The 15906-nt window shown below is 67.7% G+C and carries 14 protein-coding genes; 6 read left to right on the forward strand and 8 right to left on the reverse strand.

Translation table 11 applies throughout. From position 1 onward, the window contains the following. Window positions 1–25 precede the first annotated feature (25 nt). Both FPZ11_RS08700 and FPZ11_RS08705 read right to left on the reverse strand, forming a co-directional pair. Entirely contained in the window at window positions 26–952 is a 927-nt protein-coding gene (locus FPZ11_RS08700; protein WP_146320079.1) for an ROK family protein, read from the reverse strand. Then, the gene (locus FPZ11_RS08705) at window positions 949–2547 is read right to left on the reverse strand and encodes a glycoside hydrolase family 3 protein (protein ID WP_246846601.1); all 1599 of its coding nucleotides are present in this window, start codon (window positions 2545–2547) and stop codon (window positions 949–951) included. The genes FPZ11_RS08700 and FPZ11_RS08705 overlap by 4 nt, the downstream gene beginning before the upstream one ends. A gap of 194 nt (window positions 2548–2741) precedes the next feature. Here FPZ11_RS08705 and FPZ11_RS08710 point away from each other — a divergent pair, with 194 nt between their 5' ends. The 6 genes from FPZ11_RS08710 to FPZ11_RS08735 all read left to right on the forward strand — a co-directional run bounded on the left by FPZ11_RS08710 (window position 2742) and on the right by FPZ11_RS08735 (window position 9356). After that, window positions 2742–3854: an ROK family transcriptional regulator gene (locus tag FPZ11_RS08710; protein WP_146320081.1), complete on the forward strand. Its 1113-nt coding sequence runs from the start codon at window positions 2742–2744 to the stop codon at window positions 3852–3854. 163 nt (window positions 3855–4017) lie between these two features. Then, complete coding sequence (locus tag FPZ11_RS08715) at window positions 4018–5355, forward strand: extracellular solute-binding protein (RefSeq protein ID WP_146320083.1); 1338 nt, start codon at window positions 4018–4020, stop codon at window positions 5353–5355. Between the two features lie 88 nt (window positions 5356–5443). Next, the gene (locus tag FPZ11_RS08720) at window positions 5444–6418 is read left to right on the forward strand and encodes a carbohydrate ABC transporter permease (protein ID WP_146320084.1); all 975 of its coding nucleotides are present in this window, start codon (window positions 5444–5446) and stop codon (window positions 6416–6418) included. Beyond that, window positions 6415–7320 carry a carbohydrate ABC transporter permease gene (locus tag FPZ11_RS08725; RefSeq protein WP_146320086.1) on the forward strand — a complete coding sequence of 302 codons (906 nt, stop codon included), beginning with the start codon at window positions 6415–6417 and terminating at the stop codon, window positions 7318–7320. The genes FPZ11_RS08720 and FPZ11_RS08725 overlap by 4 nt, the downstream gene beginning before the upstream one ends. A gap of 383 nt (window positions 7321–7703) precedes the next feature. Further along, window positions 7704–8471 carry an enoyl-CoA hydratase/isomerase family protein gene (locus tag FPZ11_RS08730; protein ID WP_146320088.1) on the forward strand — a complete coding sequence of 256 codons (768 nt, stop codon included), beginning with the start codon at window positions 7704–7706 and terminating at the stop codon, window positions 8469–8471. Between the two features lie 42 nt (window positions 8472–8513). Beyond that, window positions 8514–9356 carry an SDR family oxidoreductase gene (locus tag FPZ11_RS08735; RefSeq protein ID WP_146320090.1) on the forward strand — a complete coding sequence of 281 codons (843 nt, stop codon included), beginning with the start codon at window positions 8514–8516 and terminating at the stop codon, window positions 9354–9356. An 18-nt stretch (window positions 9357–9374) separates the two neighbouring features. Here FPZ11_RS08735 and FPZ11_RS08740 read toward each other — a convergent pair whose 3' ends face one another. From FPZ11_RS08740 to FPZ11_RS08765, 6 genes are read right to left on the reverse strand one after another with little or no spacing between them, the layout of a single operon-like run. Next, window positions 9375–10391 carry a ricin-type beta-trefoil lectin domain protein gene (locus FPZ11_RS08740; RefSeq protein ID WP_210415993.1) on the reverse strand — a complete coding sequence of 339 codons (1017 nt, stop codon included), beginning with the start codon at window positions 10389–10391 and terminating at the stop codon, window positions 9375–9377. Next, window positions 10373–11392: an N-acetylglucosamine kinase gene (locus FPZ11_RS08745; protein ID WP_210415994.1), complete on the reverse strand. Its 1020-nt coding sequence runs from the start codon at window positions 11390–11392 to the stop codon at window positions 10373–10375. Before FPZ11_RS08745 ends, FPZ11_RS08740 begins: the two co-directional genes overlap by 19 nt. Beyond that, window positions 11380–12651, reverse strand: coding sequence for a 6-phospho-beta-glucosidase (locus tag FPZ11_RS08750; protein WP_146320092.1), 1272 nt, complete (start codon window positions 12649–12651; stop codon window positions 11380–11382). The genes FPZ11_RS08745 and FPZ11_RS08750 overlap by 13 nt, the downstream gene beginning before the upstream one ends. Before the next feature lie 3 nt (window positions 12652–12654). Next, window positions 12655–13542: a carbohydrate ABC transporter permease gene (locus tag FPZ11_RS08755; RefSeq protein WP_146320094.1), complete on the reverse strand. Its 888-nt coding sequence runs from the start codon at window positions 13540–13542 to the stop codon at window positions 12655–12657. After that, window positions 13539–14534: a carbohydrate ABC transporter permease gene (locus FPZ11_RS08760; protein WP_146320096.1), complete on the reverse strand. Its 996-nt coding sequence runs from the start codon at window positions 14532–14534 to the stop codon at window positions 13539–13541. Before FPZ11_RS08760 ends, FPZ11_RS08755 begins: the two co-directional genes overlap by 4 nt. Further along, a complete protein-coding gene (locus FPZ11_RS08765) occupies window positions 14531–15877 on the reverse strand; it encodes an ABC transporter substrate-binding protein (protein WP_246846602.1) in 1347 nt (448 codons plus the stop codon). Before FPZ11_RS08765 ends, FPZ11_RS08760 begins: the two co-directional genes overlap by 4 nt. Window positions 15878–15906 lie beyond the last annotated feature (29 nt).

Below are 15906 nucleotides of genomic sequence, written 5' to 3' on the forward strand. Positions count from 1 at the left end.
AGGTTCTGTACTCAGTCTTGCGGAGTCAGGCGACGGGTTCCACCGCGTCGAGCGTCTCCGTCGAGCCGATCAGCGCTGCGCCGACCGCTGCTGCCGACAGATGCGGGGGAAGCATGCGCACCCGCTCGCCGAGTTCGAGCGATCGCAGGAACGCCGAGTCGTGCTCCCACTCGGTGAGCACCTCGCGCACCGGAGCGAGCAGGCGGTCCCCGAGATTGCTCAGTCCGCCGCCGATCACGACGAGTTCGACATCGACGGTCAGCACGAGCACCCGGAGCGCGGATGCCACGCCCGCCGCGATCGTCCGTCGCACCTGCAGGGCGCGCGGGTCGCCTGCGTCCGCGGCGTCGAAGAGTTCGAGCGCGGGCAGCGGAGCGGAGGACGGCCACATCCTGGCCAGGCCCGATCCGCTCGCGACGGTCTCGAGGCATCCGCGCTGACCGCAGCTGCACACGGCGCCGAACGGATCGAACGGAATGTGCCCGATCTCGCCGGCACCTCCACGGGCACCGCGCCAGAGCACACCGTTCACGACGACTCCGGCTGCCATGCCGGTGCCCAGGTTGAGCAGTGCCGCGGCCCCGTCGAGCTGGAGCAGGTGGTAGGCGCCCAGGGAGGCCGCCTTCACATCGTTCTCCACGCGCACCCGAGCGCCGACCCGTTCGCCGAGCACATCGGCGAGCGCCAGGTCGGCCACGCCCAGGTTGACGGCGTGGTGAACGTGCCCTGTCTCCGTGTCGACCATGCCCGGAATGCCGACGCCGATGGTCTGGATGTCGTCGAGCTCCGAGCCGTCCTGGATCACGACTTCGCGCACCGCACGCTCGGCGGATGTGACGACCGCCTCGGGGCCCGTGCCCGTCGGGATGCGCACGTGCGCCCGCACTCCCCCGTCGTCATCGAGCACGACGGCATCGATCTTGGTGCCTCCGATGTCGAGTCCGAGCCTCACCGCTCGTCTCCGGAGGCGGCAGTACGGTCGAGCAGATCCATCAGCGCACGGCCCAACAGCCGAGAGGCGCCGAAGGTCGCGACGTCGGCGTAGGCACGATCGTCGGACGGCCAACCCATGTCGACGACGACCGTCGGTCGGTTCGCCCGCAACGTGTCGACCACGCGACGCGCGAACGGGTAGCGGTGCACCGCCTTGCCGATCACCACGACGGGGAATCCCTCCGGAACCTCTGCCAGAATCCCGCCGAGCACGGCGTCCTGCCCGGCGTCGACCTCCGCCACGATGTGCTCGGGATGCTCCGCCCAGGCACGCGAGTCGGCGGCGTCCGGGTCCGCCGCGGTCTGCGCGAACGGCCCCCACGGTGCCACGCCGACGGCGATATTCGCCTGGGTCTCGATCCGCACGACGGCGAACGGCCGGTCCCCGCGCAGCGCGTCGAGCGCGCCATCGCGCACGTCGAAGGCCTCCTGGGAGCGCTCGATGCCGACGGGCGCACCCGTCTGGGTCGCGGGGAGAGCGCGGATGTCGCTGCGCAGCCGTTCGAGGCGGCGCGCCAGGGCACGCACCCGACCGGCGGCATCCGCGACGCGTTCGGCGCTCAACCGTCCGGCTGTGATCGCGGCATCGATGGCCGCGATGACCTCACCGACGAGCTCGTCGGTGGTCTCGCTGCCGATGCAGAGCAGATCGCAACCCGCCCGCAGTGCACGCACGGCGGCCTCGGGGATGCCGGTCTCGCCGCTCGCACCCTTCATGTCGAGGGCATCGGTGACGATGACGCCGTCGAATCCGAGCTCGTCGCGCAGCAGGCCCTGCAGGATGCGCGGCGAGAAGGTGGCCGGCGCATCCGGGTCCACCTTGGGCAGCACGATGTGCGAGGTCATGATGCTCAGCACACCGGCTTCGATCGCGGCGCGGAACGGCACGAGCTCGCGCTCGCGCAGCTCGTCGAGCGACCGGTCGATGACGGGCAGGGCGAGGTGCGAGTCGAGCGCGGTGTCGCCGTGGCCGGGAAAATGCTTCGCGCAGGCCGCGATGCCCGCCGACTGGATGCCCCTGGTTGCCGCGGCGCCGTGACGCGCCACGAGCGCGGTGTCGCTGCCGAAGCTGCGCACGCCGATCACCGGGTTGTCGGGGTTGGAGTTGACGTCGATGTCGGGCGCGAAGTCGAGGGTGCACGAGGTGCGACGCAGCGCGAACCCCACGGAGTTGCCGACCTTCTCGGTCAGCTCGGTCTCGTCGAGCCTGCCCAGAACGGCGTTGCCGGGGTACGGCGAGCCGTCGGCGTAATTGAGCCGGGTGACATCGCCGCCCTCCTCGTCGATGGCGATCACGGCGAGCGGAGCCACGCTGAGGATGTCGTCGTTCAGCTGCTCGAGCTGCTGCGCGGATTCGATGTTGTAGCCGAAGATGCAGACGCCGCCGAGACCGTTCTCGAAACGTGTGCGCAGCGCGTCCGGAACGCTCGTACCGACGAAACCGGGGAGCAGGGTCGCGGAGATGGCGCGGTTTCTCGCATCCGGGTCGTTCATGTCGATGGTCGGCTCCGGCACGACGGCGGGAGCGCGCGGAGGCGTCTCTGGCTCAGACATGTTTGTTAGTAAAGCTTACGAACACCTGCCCTCGCAAACCCTCCTTCGTGGGCCTCCAGCCGAGACCTGTTTTTCGGGGCGTTATCAATTCTTTACTCACTCCAACTTGACAAGCTGTTTGTAAGGCAGGTTCACTAACAAACCGTTGGGTAGTGACCCAGAAAGCGCAAAGACGCACGAATCGAGGTGAGCACATGGCGCAGTTGCGCGTGACGTCGAAGGCGTTGCCAGAACACAATCGTCAGCACAATCGCTCCCTCCTCCTGCAGACGCTCCTTCACGACGGCCCCATGAGCCGTGCGGATCTGGCACGCGAGTCCGGACTCACGAGGGTGACCGTCTCCGACCTCGTGAACGACCTCGCCTCCGAAGGGCTCATCAACGAGCTGGGCACCCGCACCGGGGCCCACGTCGGCAAGCCCGCCAAGCTCATCGGCCTCAACGAGAACGCCTACCACGTGGTCAGCCTCGACCTGTCGCCGGACGACCGCTTCGTCGGAGCGATCATCGCCATCGACGGCAAGATCGTGCATCGCGCCGAAGTGCCGCTCGAGAACGCCACCGGGGAGGCAGCGCTGCGCAAGGCCCTCGACCTCGCCGGCGATCTGGTGAAGCGCACCACCGCCCGGCTCCTGGGCATCGGTGTGGGTACCCCGGGCATCGTCGACTCGGAAGGCGTCGTGCTCGCCGCCCCCAACCTCGACTGGCGGGGCCTCGACCTCGCCGCCGCGTTCCGCACCGAGTTCTCCGTGCCCGTGCACGTCGGCAACGACGCCAACGGCGCCGCTCTCGCGGTGCGCACCTTCCAGGAGTCCGGTTCGAGCTTCATGCTCGTCGCCATCGAGCACGGTGTCGGCGCCGGGCTCATCATCGGCGACATGCTGATCGAGGGCATCCATTCCACAGCGGGCGAGATCGGCCACCTCGTCGTCGACGAGAACGGCGAGCGCTGCGCCTGCGGCCGGAGGGGATGCCTCGAGCAGGCCATCGCCGTCCCTCACCTTCGCGACCGGATCCGCGACGCCGGCGCCGACAAGCGCGACGCCGTGCTCGCCGATGCCGGTCACTCGCTCGGCCTCGCGCTGGCTCCGATCATCGCGGCCCTCGGACTCGACGACCTGGTGCTCGCCGGCCCGCAGGACCTGCTCGAGGGCCCGTTCGTCGATGCGGCCCTCGACACGGTGCGCGCGCGCATCCTCACCACCGTGGGCGACGGCCCCACGGTGCGCATCGCACGAGACAGCGACGACCTGGTGCTTCTCGGCACCGCCGTGTTCGTGCTCTCAGCGGAACTGGGGGTGTCGTGATGAGGCACCCCCAGCCCCTAGCCACAGACGTCTGGGCTCAGACCCCAGTCGGCGGCCGCGACCTCGTGTCGACGATCGCTCCCCCGAGTCCGTGCTGTTGCGCGGACGTCACTCCCTCACTAAGGACGCGGAACGCCCGCGCTCAACAACACTAGGAGATAAATTGCGCAAGTCACGCATTCTCGCGGTCGGTGCCGTCGGCATCGCCGCAGCGCTGGCGCTGAGCGCCTGTTCCGGCACCGGATCGGGCTCCTCGGGCGACAACAACAACAGCTCGAGCATCGGCAAGGTCGACGGCAAGGGCAAGACCCTCACGGTCTGGGAGATGAACGGTGACCTGAGCACCGACACTCTGAACGCCATCAACAAGGAGTTCACGAAGCAGACCGGCGCCAAGGTCAAGGTGCAGATGCAGCAGTGGGACGGCATCGGCCCCAAGGTGACGACGGCCCTCTCCACCTCCACCCCGCCCGACGTGATCGACATCGGAAACACCCAGGTCGCCGGCTACGCGGCCAACGGCGGTCTTCTCGACCTCACCAAGTACAAGAGCGACCTCGAGCAGGGTGGCACCTGGCTCGGCGGCCTCGTCGACCCGGCGACCGTCAACGGCAAGCTCTACGGCGTTCCCTCGTTCGCCGGCACCCGCGCCGTCATCTACAACAAGAAGATCTGGGCCGCAGCAGGCGTGACAGAGGCTCCGACCACCTACGACGAGCTCACCGCCGACCTCGACAAGGTCAAGGCGGCCAACGCGTCGAAGGCCGACTTCTCGGCGTTCTACCTGCCCGGCCAGAACTGGTACGCGGGCACGCAGTTCGTGTGGGATGCCGGCGGACAGATCGCCACGCAGAGCGGCAAGACCTGGAAGGGCGGCTTCTCTTCCGACGCCGCGCAGAAGGGCCTGAACGACTTCAAGAAGTTCGAGAACGCCTACTCCGTGGCCTCGGCTCGCACCCTCGACACCGACAAGCCGGACCAGGACCAGGTCTTCGCTGACGGCAAGGCCGGCGCCATCCTCGGCAACGGCTGGGAGATCGGCTCGATCACGACCGACAACAAGAGCCTGACGACCGACGACCTCGGTTCGTTCCCCTTCCCCGGCACCTCGGGCAAGAACCAGCCCGTCATGCTCGGTGGCTCGGTCTGGAGCATCCCGGTGAAGAGCAAGAACTCGCAGCTCGCTCTGGTGTGGACCAAGATCGCCTCCAGCCCGTCGATCCAGAACAAGTACGTCTACGGCGTGCAGAAGTGGATCCCGAACACCGTCGAGGGCGCCAAGAAGGCCATCGAGGACCCGACCCTGCCCGAGATCCAGAAGGGCTTCTTCACGGCAGCCCAGAACTCGAAGTCGACCCCGTCGTCGGCTAACTGGGCCACGATCGAGAGCACCAAGGCCATCAACCAGTTCTTCTCCTCGATCGCTTCCGGATCGGCGACCCCGGCCGACGCCGCGAAGTCGTTCGACGCGACGCTCGAGAAGACGCTGAACGGCAACTAAGAGAGCACACGCCGGCGGGCGGCCCCTGAGCGAGTCGCCCGCCGGCGCACCCTCCCATCCGATTCGCCCTTCGAATAACGGAAGATCAATGAGCTCTCCCTCTGCAACACTCGTTGCAGGCGAAGCTGCGGTCGCCGCGGACTCCCCGCGGCAGCCGCGGTCCCCTCGCCGCAACTCCGCACGCTTCTTCCCGCTCTGGCTGCTGACGCCGGCGGGGATCGTGATGATCGCCCTCGTGATCGTGCCGATCGCGTTCCTCCTCTTCACGTCGTTCACCGACTACGACCAGCGCTCCCTGTTCACGGGCGAGTTCAGCATCGTCGGCTTCCAGCAGTACGTCACGATCTTCACGGATCCCGACTTCTGGTGGGCCATCATCCGCACGATCCTCTTCACCGCGGCCATGGTGCTGGGCACCATCGCGATCGGTATGGGGATCTCCCAGCTGCTCACCCGCCTCGGCACCACGATGAAGTACATCCTCACGATCGTTCTCGTCTTCGCGTGGGCGATGCCCACCGTGGCATCCAGCCAGATCTGGAACTGGCTCTTCCAGCCCGGTTACGGCGTGGTCAACTGGATGCTCACCCAGCTGCACATCTTCGGCGACATGACGAACGCAGCGTGGGCGAACAACGCGTTCCTCGCCTACACCTGCATCTGGCTTCTCATCGTGTGGGGCGGTGTGCCGTTCATCGCGCTCACCATGTACGCGGCGCAGTCGCAAGTCGACCCCGCATACATCGAGGCCGCCCGTCTCGACGGCGCGAGCGAGGCCCGCATCTACTGGACCATCGTGCTGCGCTTCCTCAAGCCGACTCTGCTGCTGGTCACGATCCTGTCGGTGATCTGGGACTTCAACGTGTTCAACCAGATCTGGCTGGTGTCGCAGGGCGGCCCGAACAACGCCACGTCGACGATCGGCATCTGGGCGTACAAGACCGCGTTCGTGAGCACGCACGTCGGCACCGGAGCGGCCATCACCGTCGTCGCCACCATCATGCTGCTGGCTCTCACCGGGCTGTACATCCGCAACCTGCTGAAGTCGGGAGAGGAACTATGAGCACCGTCACCGAACCCGTCGGCGCACCCGTTCTCGAGGAGGTCCCTGCCCGACCGGTCGCGGCGCGCAAGCGCCGTCGCCGCCGTCCGCGGATCGTCTCGAACGTCGTCGCGATCGTGCTGTCCGTGATCTGGGTCTTCCCGGTCTACTGGATGGTCAACACCGCGTTCAAGCCTCGCTACGAGGTGATGACCCCCACGCCGATGTTCTTCCCGCAGCACCCGACGTTCTCGAACTTCGTCGCCGCGGCGACGGAGAGCACCTTCCTGGTGAACCTGCGCAACAGCCTCATCGTGGTGGTCGGAACCCTGATCTTCGCGATCGTGCTCGGCGCCCTGGCGTCCGCCGCACTGTCGAGGTTCCGTTTCCGCGGCCGCAAGCTCATCCTGGTGGTCGTGCTCGCGGTGCAGATGCTGCCGGGAACGGCCCTGCTCATCCCGCAGTTCGTGGTGTTCAACCAGATGGGTCTGACCAACAACTACTTCGGTCTGATCCTCGCGTACGTGGCGGCCACGCTCCCCTTCACCATCTGGGTCATGCGCGGCTTCTTCGTCGCGATCCCCGTCGAGATCGAAGAGGCGGCGCGAGTCGACGGCGCGACCAACTGGCAGATCCTCTGGCGGGTGCTGTTCCCCCTCGTGACACCGGGCATCATCGCCAGCAGCATCTTCGCGTTCATCGCGGCGTGGAACGACTACCTGGTCGCCTACACGTTCATGAACGACCAGTCGATGTACACGCTGCCGGTGTGGTTGGCCACGTTCACCACACCGACGACCGGAACCGACTTCGGCGGGCTGATGGCGGCATCCGTGCTGTTCTCGCTGCCGGTCGTGATCTTCTTCGTGATCATCCAGCGCAACCTCGTCTCCGGCATGTCGGCCGGGGCGGTGAAGGGCTGATCACCATGAGCTGAGCCTGGACCCCCAAACGGGCTCCGCGCCGCTGTGCGGGGACTCGACGCGACACGTCGCCACTTCAGGCGGCTGGCCGGCGTGTCGCGCCGATCCTCCGCACAGCGGCGCACTTCTGTGTCCGGGGCGCGACGTGCCTTGTCCATGCGGGGATGCCGCCGGCGAATTCCAGCGTGAACGCGCGGGACTGCCAGCGGAATTCGTTTGCCTACAAATCCGCGCGCTGCATCGCCACGCGCGCTGTGCCGAGCATCCATGCGAGGTGGCGGAAGGCCGGGGCCGGAGTACGTTCGAGCGTGCGATCGCATTCGCGACGCATCCTCTTCCAGCGCAGCGCGGCGCCGCCACGCGACCGACCGAGAGCGGACGAGATGAGCAACGGCATCCTTTTCGAGGTCTCCGACGGCCTCGCCCACATCACCCTGAATCGACCGGAGCGGCTGAACGCCATCGACGCCGAAGCGGCGCGGCGGTGGCGCGAGCTGGCGCAGGAGGTCGCCGAACGCGATGACATCACCGCCGTGCTCTTCGATGCCGCCGGGCCCGCGTTCTGCGCCGGCGGCGACGTGGCGGCCATGGCGACCATGGGCGGAAGCGGGGAGGTCGTGCGCGAGCTGGCCGACATCATCCACGACGGGCACCGCGTCTTCGCGCAGACGCCGAAGCCCATCGTGGCGGCCGTACAGGGGGCCGTCGCAGGCGGAGGCCTCGGCTTCATGCTCGTCGCCGACTACGTGGTGGCCGGCGAGGCGGCGTTCTTCGTGTCGAAGTACGCCGACATCGGTCTGACACCCGACTGCGGCGTGAGCACCCTGCTGCCGGAGGCGGTCGGCGTGCGCCGGGCGCTGCAGCTCCTGCTCACCGACCGCTCGCTCACCGCTGTCGAGGGTCAGGAATGGGGCCTCGTGGCCGAGGTGGTGCCCGACGACCTGCTCGCCGCACGTGCACGTGCCGTGGCCGAGCACTGGCTCTCCGGCGCGACCGGCGCCTATGGCCAGGCCAAGCGACTCGTGCGCGACAGCGTCGCGCGCAGTTACGCCGACGGTCTCGACGACGAGGCCCGCACGATCGGCGCCGCCTTCGACACACCGGATGCCCGCGCGCGCGTCGCCGCCTTCGCCGCGCGCTCCACCCGCTGAGGCGACCTCACGCCGGCTTCACGACAGACCGAACGGAGAACCATGACCGAGAACACGCCGAGCGGAACGCTCGAGGGCCGCACGATCCTGATGTCGGGCGGCAGTCGCGGCATCGGACTGGCGATCGCCGTGCGCGCGGCGCGCGACGGTGCGAACGTCGCGTTGCTGGCGAAGACCGACACGCCCGATCCGCGGCTGCCCGGCACGATCCACACGGCGGCCGACGACATCCGCGCCGCGGGCGGCAACGCGCTGCCGATCGTGGGCGACGTGCGCAATGACGACGACATCGCCCGGGCCGTCGAGGCCACCGTCGCCGAGTTCGGCGGCATCGACATCGTCGTGAACAACGCCAGCGTGATCAACCTCTCGCGCACGCTCGACCTGGAGCCGAAGCGCTACGACCTGATGCAGGACGTCAACGTGCGCGGCACCTTCATGCTGTCGCGCGCGGCCGTCCCCCATCTGAAGAACGGGTTCAACCCGCACATCCTCTCGCTCAGCCCGCCCATCAACCTCGACCCGAAGTGGCTCGGCGCGCACACCGGCTACACGCTGGCCAAGTACGGCATGAGCATGGTGACGCTCGGGCTCGCCGCCGAGTTCGCGCGCGACGGCATCGCCGCGAACACGCTGTGGCCGCGCACCACGATCAAGACGGCGGCGGTGGGCAACATCCTCGGCGGCGAGGCACTGTTGGCCAAGAGCCGCACCCCCGAGATCTACGCGGATGCCGCGTACCAGGTGCTGACCGCCCCCACGCGCGAGCTCAGCGGCCGCTCCCTCATCGTCGAGGACGTGCTGCGCGACGCGGGCGTCACCGACCTGGCGCAGTACTCGCCGGGAGTGGCAGAAGCCGACCTCTTCCCTGACATCTTCCTGTAGGCGCGATCGCCCAGCACATCATTGCCTGGCGTGGAACGTCCACTCGTCTCTCGCGCCGGGGCCCGGGCCGAACCTGCGGGCGATCACCCGGCCCCCGGCATCCGAGATGGCGTACTGCCCCGTCTGGATGTCGGTGATGGTGCCGTCCGTGTTGACGGACCATTGCTGCAGCGGACCGCCGTCGCAATGCTCGAGAACGATGCTCGTGGCGGTGTCCGAACCGATCTGTGCACACAGTCCGTGCGCCATGAGAAAGGCGCCGTTGAACACGAGGCTCTGGTCATCGTCGGCTGAGCACGGCGCGGTCGACAGTGGCGAGCCGACCGTCGTCCCGGCCGCGGTCAGGCAGTTGCCGCTGGCCCGGTTCGCGTAGGTCCCCGTCGTCGAGTCGGCCTTGGCTCCACCGAAGCAACGGCCCGTCGTGGCGTCGAAGAGCGGCTGTGTGCTGACGCGCTCACCCGGACCGGGATCGATGACGACCGGCTCGAGAACGGGGCCCGAGTCGTCGTAGCGGGTCAGCGCATCCTCGCAGTCGATGGCGTCGAACGCGTTGCCCCCGCGTCCGCCCAGCCAGAGGTCGAAGTGCACCAGCCCCGGACCGCCGTTGGGGCCGGGCTTGGTGTGATCACGGCCCTGCCCGCGGTAGTCGACGCCGCACTCCTGGCAGGAGTCCTCGACGATGAAGTACTTGCCGACGCGCGGCACGTAGACCCGGCTGCCCGGCCTGAGCTCGGCAGAGGACGTGGCCAGCGTGATCGGATCGGCATAGCTGCCGGTGCCTCCGGCCGTGCGGTGCAAGCCGGGGAAGGCGATGGCCCCGCCGGGCGGCGTGTTGTCCCACCATCCGTAGAACGTGAGGAACGCGGTGTGACGCCCGGCCGTCAGCTGCTTCGCGCCCGTGGACGACGACGGGGCCGAGACCACCGCGAGAACACCGCCGATCCCCAGCAGCACCGCAACGGCCGTGGCGACGATCATCACGACACCGGAGCTTCCCAGCCCGGGGCGGCCGGCCTTCATGAGGCCGCCGCCCACGCATCTCGTCGGCCGCCGAAGTCGGCGCCGACCCGCTCGACGGCCTCGGCGTCGCATCCCGCCGATTCGAGGGTCAGCAGCAGAGCCCCCAGCACAGGCGGATCGACCACGAGACGCATGCGTCCCCTCGGGGCCCGCACCGCGAGACCGGCTTGCACGCGATCGAGGAGCCGCGCATCCCCCGAGGCCACGACGCCGCCGCCGAGCACGACAGGAGCGTCGACGCCCAGGAGATCGAGCCTGCGGAGGGCGGCGACCGCGCAGGAGACGATCTCGTCGGCCTGGCGATCGACCAGACCGGCGGCGATGCCGTCGCCCTCCCTGGATGCCGCCAGCACAGCGGGTGCCAGCCGTGACAGCGAGTTCGGGTCGATCGAGCCGAAGTGCAGGCCTCTGACCACCGCGTCGAGATCGGCGACACCGAACATGGCCGGTATCGACTCGACGAGCGTGCTCTCCGGGCCACGACCGTCGGCCGCGCGCACGGCGTGCCAGAGGGCGCTCTCGCCCAGCGACCAGCCGCCTCCCCAGTCGCCGGAGATGGTGCCGAGCGCCGGGAAGCGCACCACATCGCCTCGCTCGGTCACACCGACGGTGTTCATTCCGGTGCCGCAGACCACGGCGACGGCGTTCCGCTCGTCGGTGCCGGCCCGCAGCAGGGCGAACGTGTCGTTCTCCGCGACGAACTCGTCGGCGCGAGCCGGCAGCCAGCGCTTGGTGCTCACGGCCCGACGAAATGCATCGATCTCCTCGGGAAGGTCCAGCCCCGAGAGGTAGGCGTTCACCCGATCGGCACGGCGCAGCGAGAGCTGTGCAAGCAGCCCGTCGATGAGGTCATCGATGACCGCCACGGCGTCGTCCAGGCCGATGATCTGCGGGCTCGACCCGCCGGCGTGCGCTGCCGCGAGCACGCGTCCGTCGGGAGCCACCGCGTAGGCATCCGTCTTGCTTCCGCCGCCGTCGATCGCGACGAAGACGGGCTCGACGGTCAGCTCGCCCACGGCAGGTGCTCTCGGTTGCCGGCGATCAGAAGATCGGTGAGCTTCTCGGCCCGCTCGAACTGCTGCACGAGCGGATGCGCCATCATCGCGCGCAGCACACGCTCGCGGCCGCCGTTCACGGCGGCGTCGAGAGCGAGTCGCTCGTACCCTGCGACGTGCTCGACGAGTCCAGCCAGGTCGACGGGCAGCGGCTCGACGGGGAGCGCCGTCACCCCGCTCGCCGTGACGGTGGCGGGCACCTCGATGACGTGATCATCGGGGAGGAACGGGATGCTCCCCGCGTTGCGCAGGTTGACCACCTGAACGTCGCCGCGGTTCGTGTTCAGCGAGGCGATGAGGTCGACAGCGGCTTCGGAGTAGTACGCGCCGCCTCGCTTCTCGAGCTCGCCGGGCTTGGTGTCTTCTCGTTCGTCGGCATAGATGGCGAGCAACGCCCGCTCCACCTCCTGCACGGCCTCCGCCCTGGTGGGCTCTCCCAGCTGCTCGCGCAGCACCTCGTCGTGCGCGTAGTAGTAGCGCAGGTAGTACGACGGCACGCAGTGCAAGAGCTCCAGCAGGGCAGGAGGCAGCTCGGTGTGCTCCGCGAGCTCGGCGCCCCGGGTGCTCAGGAGCTCGGGCAGGACGTCGCGCTCGCCGTTCGTGCCGGTCACGTTGACGCTGCGCTCCCAGGTGAGGTGATTGAGGCCGACGTGCCCGAGGCGCACGTCATGCGGAGCGACGCCCAGCATGCCTGCGAAGTGCCGCTGGAACCCGATCGCCACGTTGCACAGGCCGACCGCGCGGTGCCCCTCGTTCAGGAGAGCGCGCGTGACGATGCCGACCGGGTTGGTGAAGTCGATGATCCAGGCATCCGGCTTGGCGTGCTTGCGCACGGCCTCGGCCACTCTGAGCACGACGGGAACGGTGCGCAGTGCCTTGGCGAAGCCGCCTGGCCCGGTCGTCTCCTGGCCGATGCATCCGCAGTCGTGAGGGAAGGTCTCGTCGCCCTTGCGGGCATCTTGCCCTCCCACCCTGAGCTGGATGAGCACCGCGTCGGCATCGGACACCCCCGCGACGAGGTCGCTGGTGGGAACGACCCGGCCGGGGTGTCCCGCCGCCCTGAACATGCGGGCGCTCATGCCGCCGACCAGGCCGAGCCTCTCTTCGTCGGGGTCGACGAGCCACACCTCGTCGATGGGCAGCTGTTCGCGAAGCCGGGCGAACCCGTCGATGAGCTCGGGGGTGTAGGTGGAGCCTCCACCGATGACGGTCAGTTTCACGTGTTATCCCTTCACGCCGGTGAGTGTGATGCCCTCGACGAAGACGCGCTGGGCGAAGAAGAACACGACGACGACAGGGATGGTGACGATCAGCGTCATCGCCATGGTGATGCCCCAGTCGGTGCCGTGCACGCTGCGGAACGACGCGAGACCGTATGCCACCGGCCATGCCGCGCTGTTCTCCGACGTGTAGAGCAGCGGGCCGAAATAGTCGTTCCACGAGTTGAAGAACATGAAGATGGCGGCGGCCGCGATTCCCGGCTTGGCCATCGGGACGATCACCCGCGTCAGAACGCCGAACTCGCCGTTGCCGTCGATGCGCGCGGCATCCGCATACTCCGTCGGGATGGTGAGGAAGAACTGCCGCATCAGGAAGATCGAGAAGGCGTCGCCGAGCAGGTTCGGCAGGATCAGCGGCCACAGCGTGCCCGTCAGGCCGAGCTGCGACCACATGACGTAGATCGGGACCGCTGTCACCTGCGGAGGCAGGAGCATGGCGACGATGATCGCCACGAACAGCACGTTCGATCCACGGAATCTGAGCTTGGCCAGCGCGTATGCCGCCGGCACGCTCGAGACCAGCATGAAGACCGTCGCGAGAACGGCGTACAGCAGCGAATTGCCGAACCACAGTGCGAGCGGCGCCTGGGTGAAGGCGCGCACGTAGTTTCCCCAGTCGAACGGGTTGGGCCACAGGCTCGGCGTGAGCGTCTGCGAGCTCGACATCAGCGAGGTCAGCAGCACGAACACGACGGGGAACAGGAACAGCACCGCCAGCACGCAGAGCACGGTGTGCTCCGCGATCCACAGCAGCATGGCCTTCGGGCGGCGCCCGCGGTCCCGCGCCCGACGATCCGCGGGCAGTGTCGTCGTCATCGTCTCGGCGGTCATCGCGCGCCCTCCGGGGTGAAGGCCTTCACGCGGCCGAGGAGAAGAACCAGGAACAGACCGGCGACCACGAACAGAACGACGGCCATGGCGCTGGCGTACCCGAGCTGGAAGTTGGCGAAGCCGCGTTCATAGAGCCACTGGGTGTAGGTGAGCAGAGAGTCGCTCGGATAGCCGATGACCTGGGCCGCGCTTCCGCCCACGGTGGCCTGGCCGCTGGCCACGCTGGATGCCACCGCCGCCTCGGTGAAGTACTGCAGAGCGGCGATCACACCGGTGATCACGGCGAAGACCAGCACAGGAATGAGGTTCGGGTAGGTCACGTACCTGAGCTTCTGGAGGCCGTTCGCTCCGTCGAGGGATGCCGCCTCGTACTGGTCGGCAGGCACATCGAGCAGCGAAGCCAGGAAGATGATCATCAGATCGCCCATCACCCAGACGCCCAGCAGCAGAAGGGACGGCTTCGACCAGGCCGGATCGTTGAACCACAGCGGACCCTTGATGCCGAAGAAGGCGAGCACCTGGTTCACCGGTCCGGTGCCCGGGTTGAAGAGGAACACGAAGGCCACCACGCTCGCCACCGGAGGCACGAGCGCCGGCAGGTAGAACAGGGTGCGCCAGAATCCGGACGCCCGTTTGGCCCTGGCCAGCAGACCCGCGACTCCCATCGCCGTGACGATGCGAACCGGCACGAGGATGGCCACGAACCACAGCGTGTTCAGCGTGGCCGTGACGATCAGCGGGTCTTCGGTGAAGAGATAGGTGTAATTGCGCAGCCCGATCCACTGGGGAGCCGAGACCAGATTGAAGTTCGTAAACGAGTAGTAGATGCTCGCGAGCAGCGGGTACGCGAAGAAGATCACGAGACCGAGCACCGACGGAGCGATGAACGCGGCGATGGTGAGCCGACGACGAAGCGAGGTGCGGCGGCGCCGGGGACGGGTGGTGTCGACCGCCCGCCCCGCTGCGCCCCGCGCAATGGCGGGAGCTGTCATCTCACGGCCCCGTCGAGAGGGGAGATCGCATCGTTGATCTGCTTGTCGACGTTCTTGAGGCCGGCCTTCAGATCGCCGCCCTTGCCCGACTGGAACTTGGTCCAGAAGTCGTTGAACGTCTGCTGGTATCCGGCTCCGACGGGACTGGGCGGCGTGGTGTCGGAGTGGGGGCTCTTCATCACGTTGAGGAACGTGGTGAAGGTGTCGCCGAGGGAGAGATCGGGCGAGGTCAGGGCATCCTGCGTGGTCGGGACGTTGCGGAGCCCGTTCGCCAGCTTCACCACGGCACTGGTGTCGGTGGTGAGGTACTTCAGCAGAGCCCACGCGAGCTCGGGGTTCTTCGATCCCTTCGCGATGCCCGCGATGTTGCCGGTGATGTACCCGCCTCCGAAGAGATCGGTGTGGTCATCGGCGGTCGGGAACGGGGCCGTGCCGTAGTCCATTCCCGGCTTCTGGGACTTGATGAACGCCGTTCGCCACTCACCGTCGAGCACCATGGCGACCTGTCCGGTCTGGAACGCGTAGTTGGAGGAGAACTCCTGGCCGAGCCCCGAGCTGAAGGCGTTCAGCTTGTCGTAGCCGATCTTGTCGACGAAGCCCTTCTGCCAGTTCATGAGCTCGGGCCAGCCCGGCGAGGTTCCGACCGCCGATTTGCCGTCGGCCGTGAGCCACTGCGCGCCCGCCGCCGGTCCGTAGTGCGCAGCGGCGTTCTCGGCCCAGCCCATGAACGGATTGAAGCCGAGCGTCTTGATGGAGCCGTCGGCGTTGTACGTCGTCATCTTCAGCGCCATCGACTCGAGCTGCGACAAGGTCTTCGGCGGCTCGGTGTACCCGAACTTCTTCAGGATGTCCTTGTTGTAGTAGAGCCCATATGTGTCGGCGAGCATCGGCATCGTGCAGCGCTTCCCGTCGAACTCGGTGTAGGAGCGCACCGTCTCCGGGAACTGGCTCAGATCGATCTTGTCCCGCTTGATGTAGGGAGTGAGGTCACGGAAAGCGCCGGACGAGCAGAAGCTGCCGACGATGTCGGTGGAGTAGGAGATTCCGACGTCGATGTCTTTGCCCGCCGCGATCGCCTTGGTGAGCTTGTCGTCGTCCTGTCCGCTGTGCACGACCACCTTCACGTCGGGATACTTCTTCTCGAAGTCGTCGACGACCGACTGGACGACCTTGGCCTCGCGGTCGGTGAAGAAGTGCCAGAGCGAGACGGTGCCGCTCAGATGTGACGGCGCCTCGGAGGCGACGCTTTGATCGCTGCTCTGCCCTGAGCATCCGGCGAGCGCCAGCGCGCCCACCGCCACCGCAGCGGTGACGGCGAGACGCCGCGTGAATCGAGTTATCACTGGGTAGCCTTTCTGGTTGTGGGAGCGGT

Source organism: Humibacter ginsenosidimutans (assembly GCF_007859675.1).
Taxonomy (GTDB): domain Bacteria; phylum Actinomycetota; class Actinomycetes; order Actinomycetales; family Microbacteriaceae; genus Humibacter; species Humibacter ginsenosidimutans.

What these genes read in the sequence shown, in the direction of transcription:
- FPZ11_RS08720 (WP_146320084.1), top strand. Translation starts at nt 5,444, where the DNA reads ATGAGCTCTCCCTCTGCAACACTCGTTGCAGGCGAAGCTGCGGTCGCC.
- FPZ11_RS08760 (WP_146320096.1), bottom strand. Translation starts at nt 14,534, where the DNA reads ATGACAGCTCCCGCCATTGCGCGGGGCGCAGCGGGGCGGGCGGTCGAC.
- FPZ11_RS08710 (WP_146320081.1), top strand. Translation starts at nt 2,742, where the DNA reads ATGGCGCAGTTGCGCGTGACGTCGAAGGCGTTGCCAGAACACAATCGT.
- FPZ11_RS08705 (WP_246846601.1), bottom strand. Translation starts at nt 2,547, where the DNA reads ATGTCTGAGCCAGAGACGCCTCCGCGCGCTCCCGCCGTCGTGCCGGAG.
- FPZ11_RS08735 (WP_146320090.1), top strand. Translation starts at nt 8,514, where the DNA reads ATGACCGAGAACACGCCGAGCGGAACGCTCGAGGGCCGCACGATCCTG.
- FPZ11_RS08730 (WP_146320088.1), top strand. Translation starts at nt 7,704, where the DNA reads ATGAGCAACGGCATCCTTTTCGAGGTCTCCGACGGCCTCGCCCACATC.
- FPZ11_RS08725 (WP_146320086.1), top strand. Translation starts at nt 6,415, where the DNA reads ATGAGCACCGTCACCGAACCCGTCGGCGCACCCGTTCTCGAGGAGGTC.
- FPZ11_RS08755 (WP_146320094.1), bottom strand. Translation starts at nt 13,542, where the DNA reads ATGACCGCCGAGACGATGACGACGACACTGCCCGCGGATCGTCGGGCG.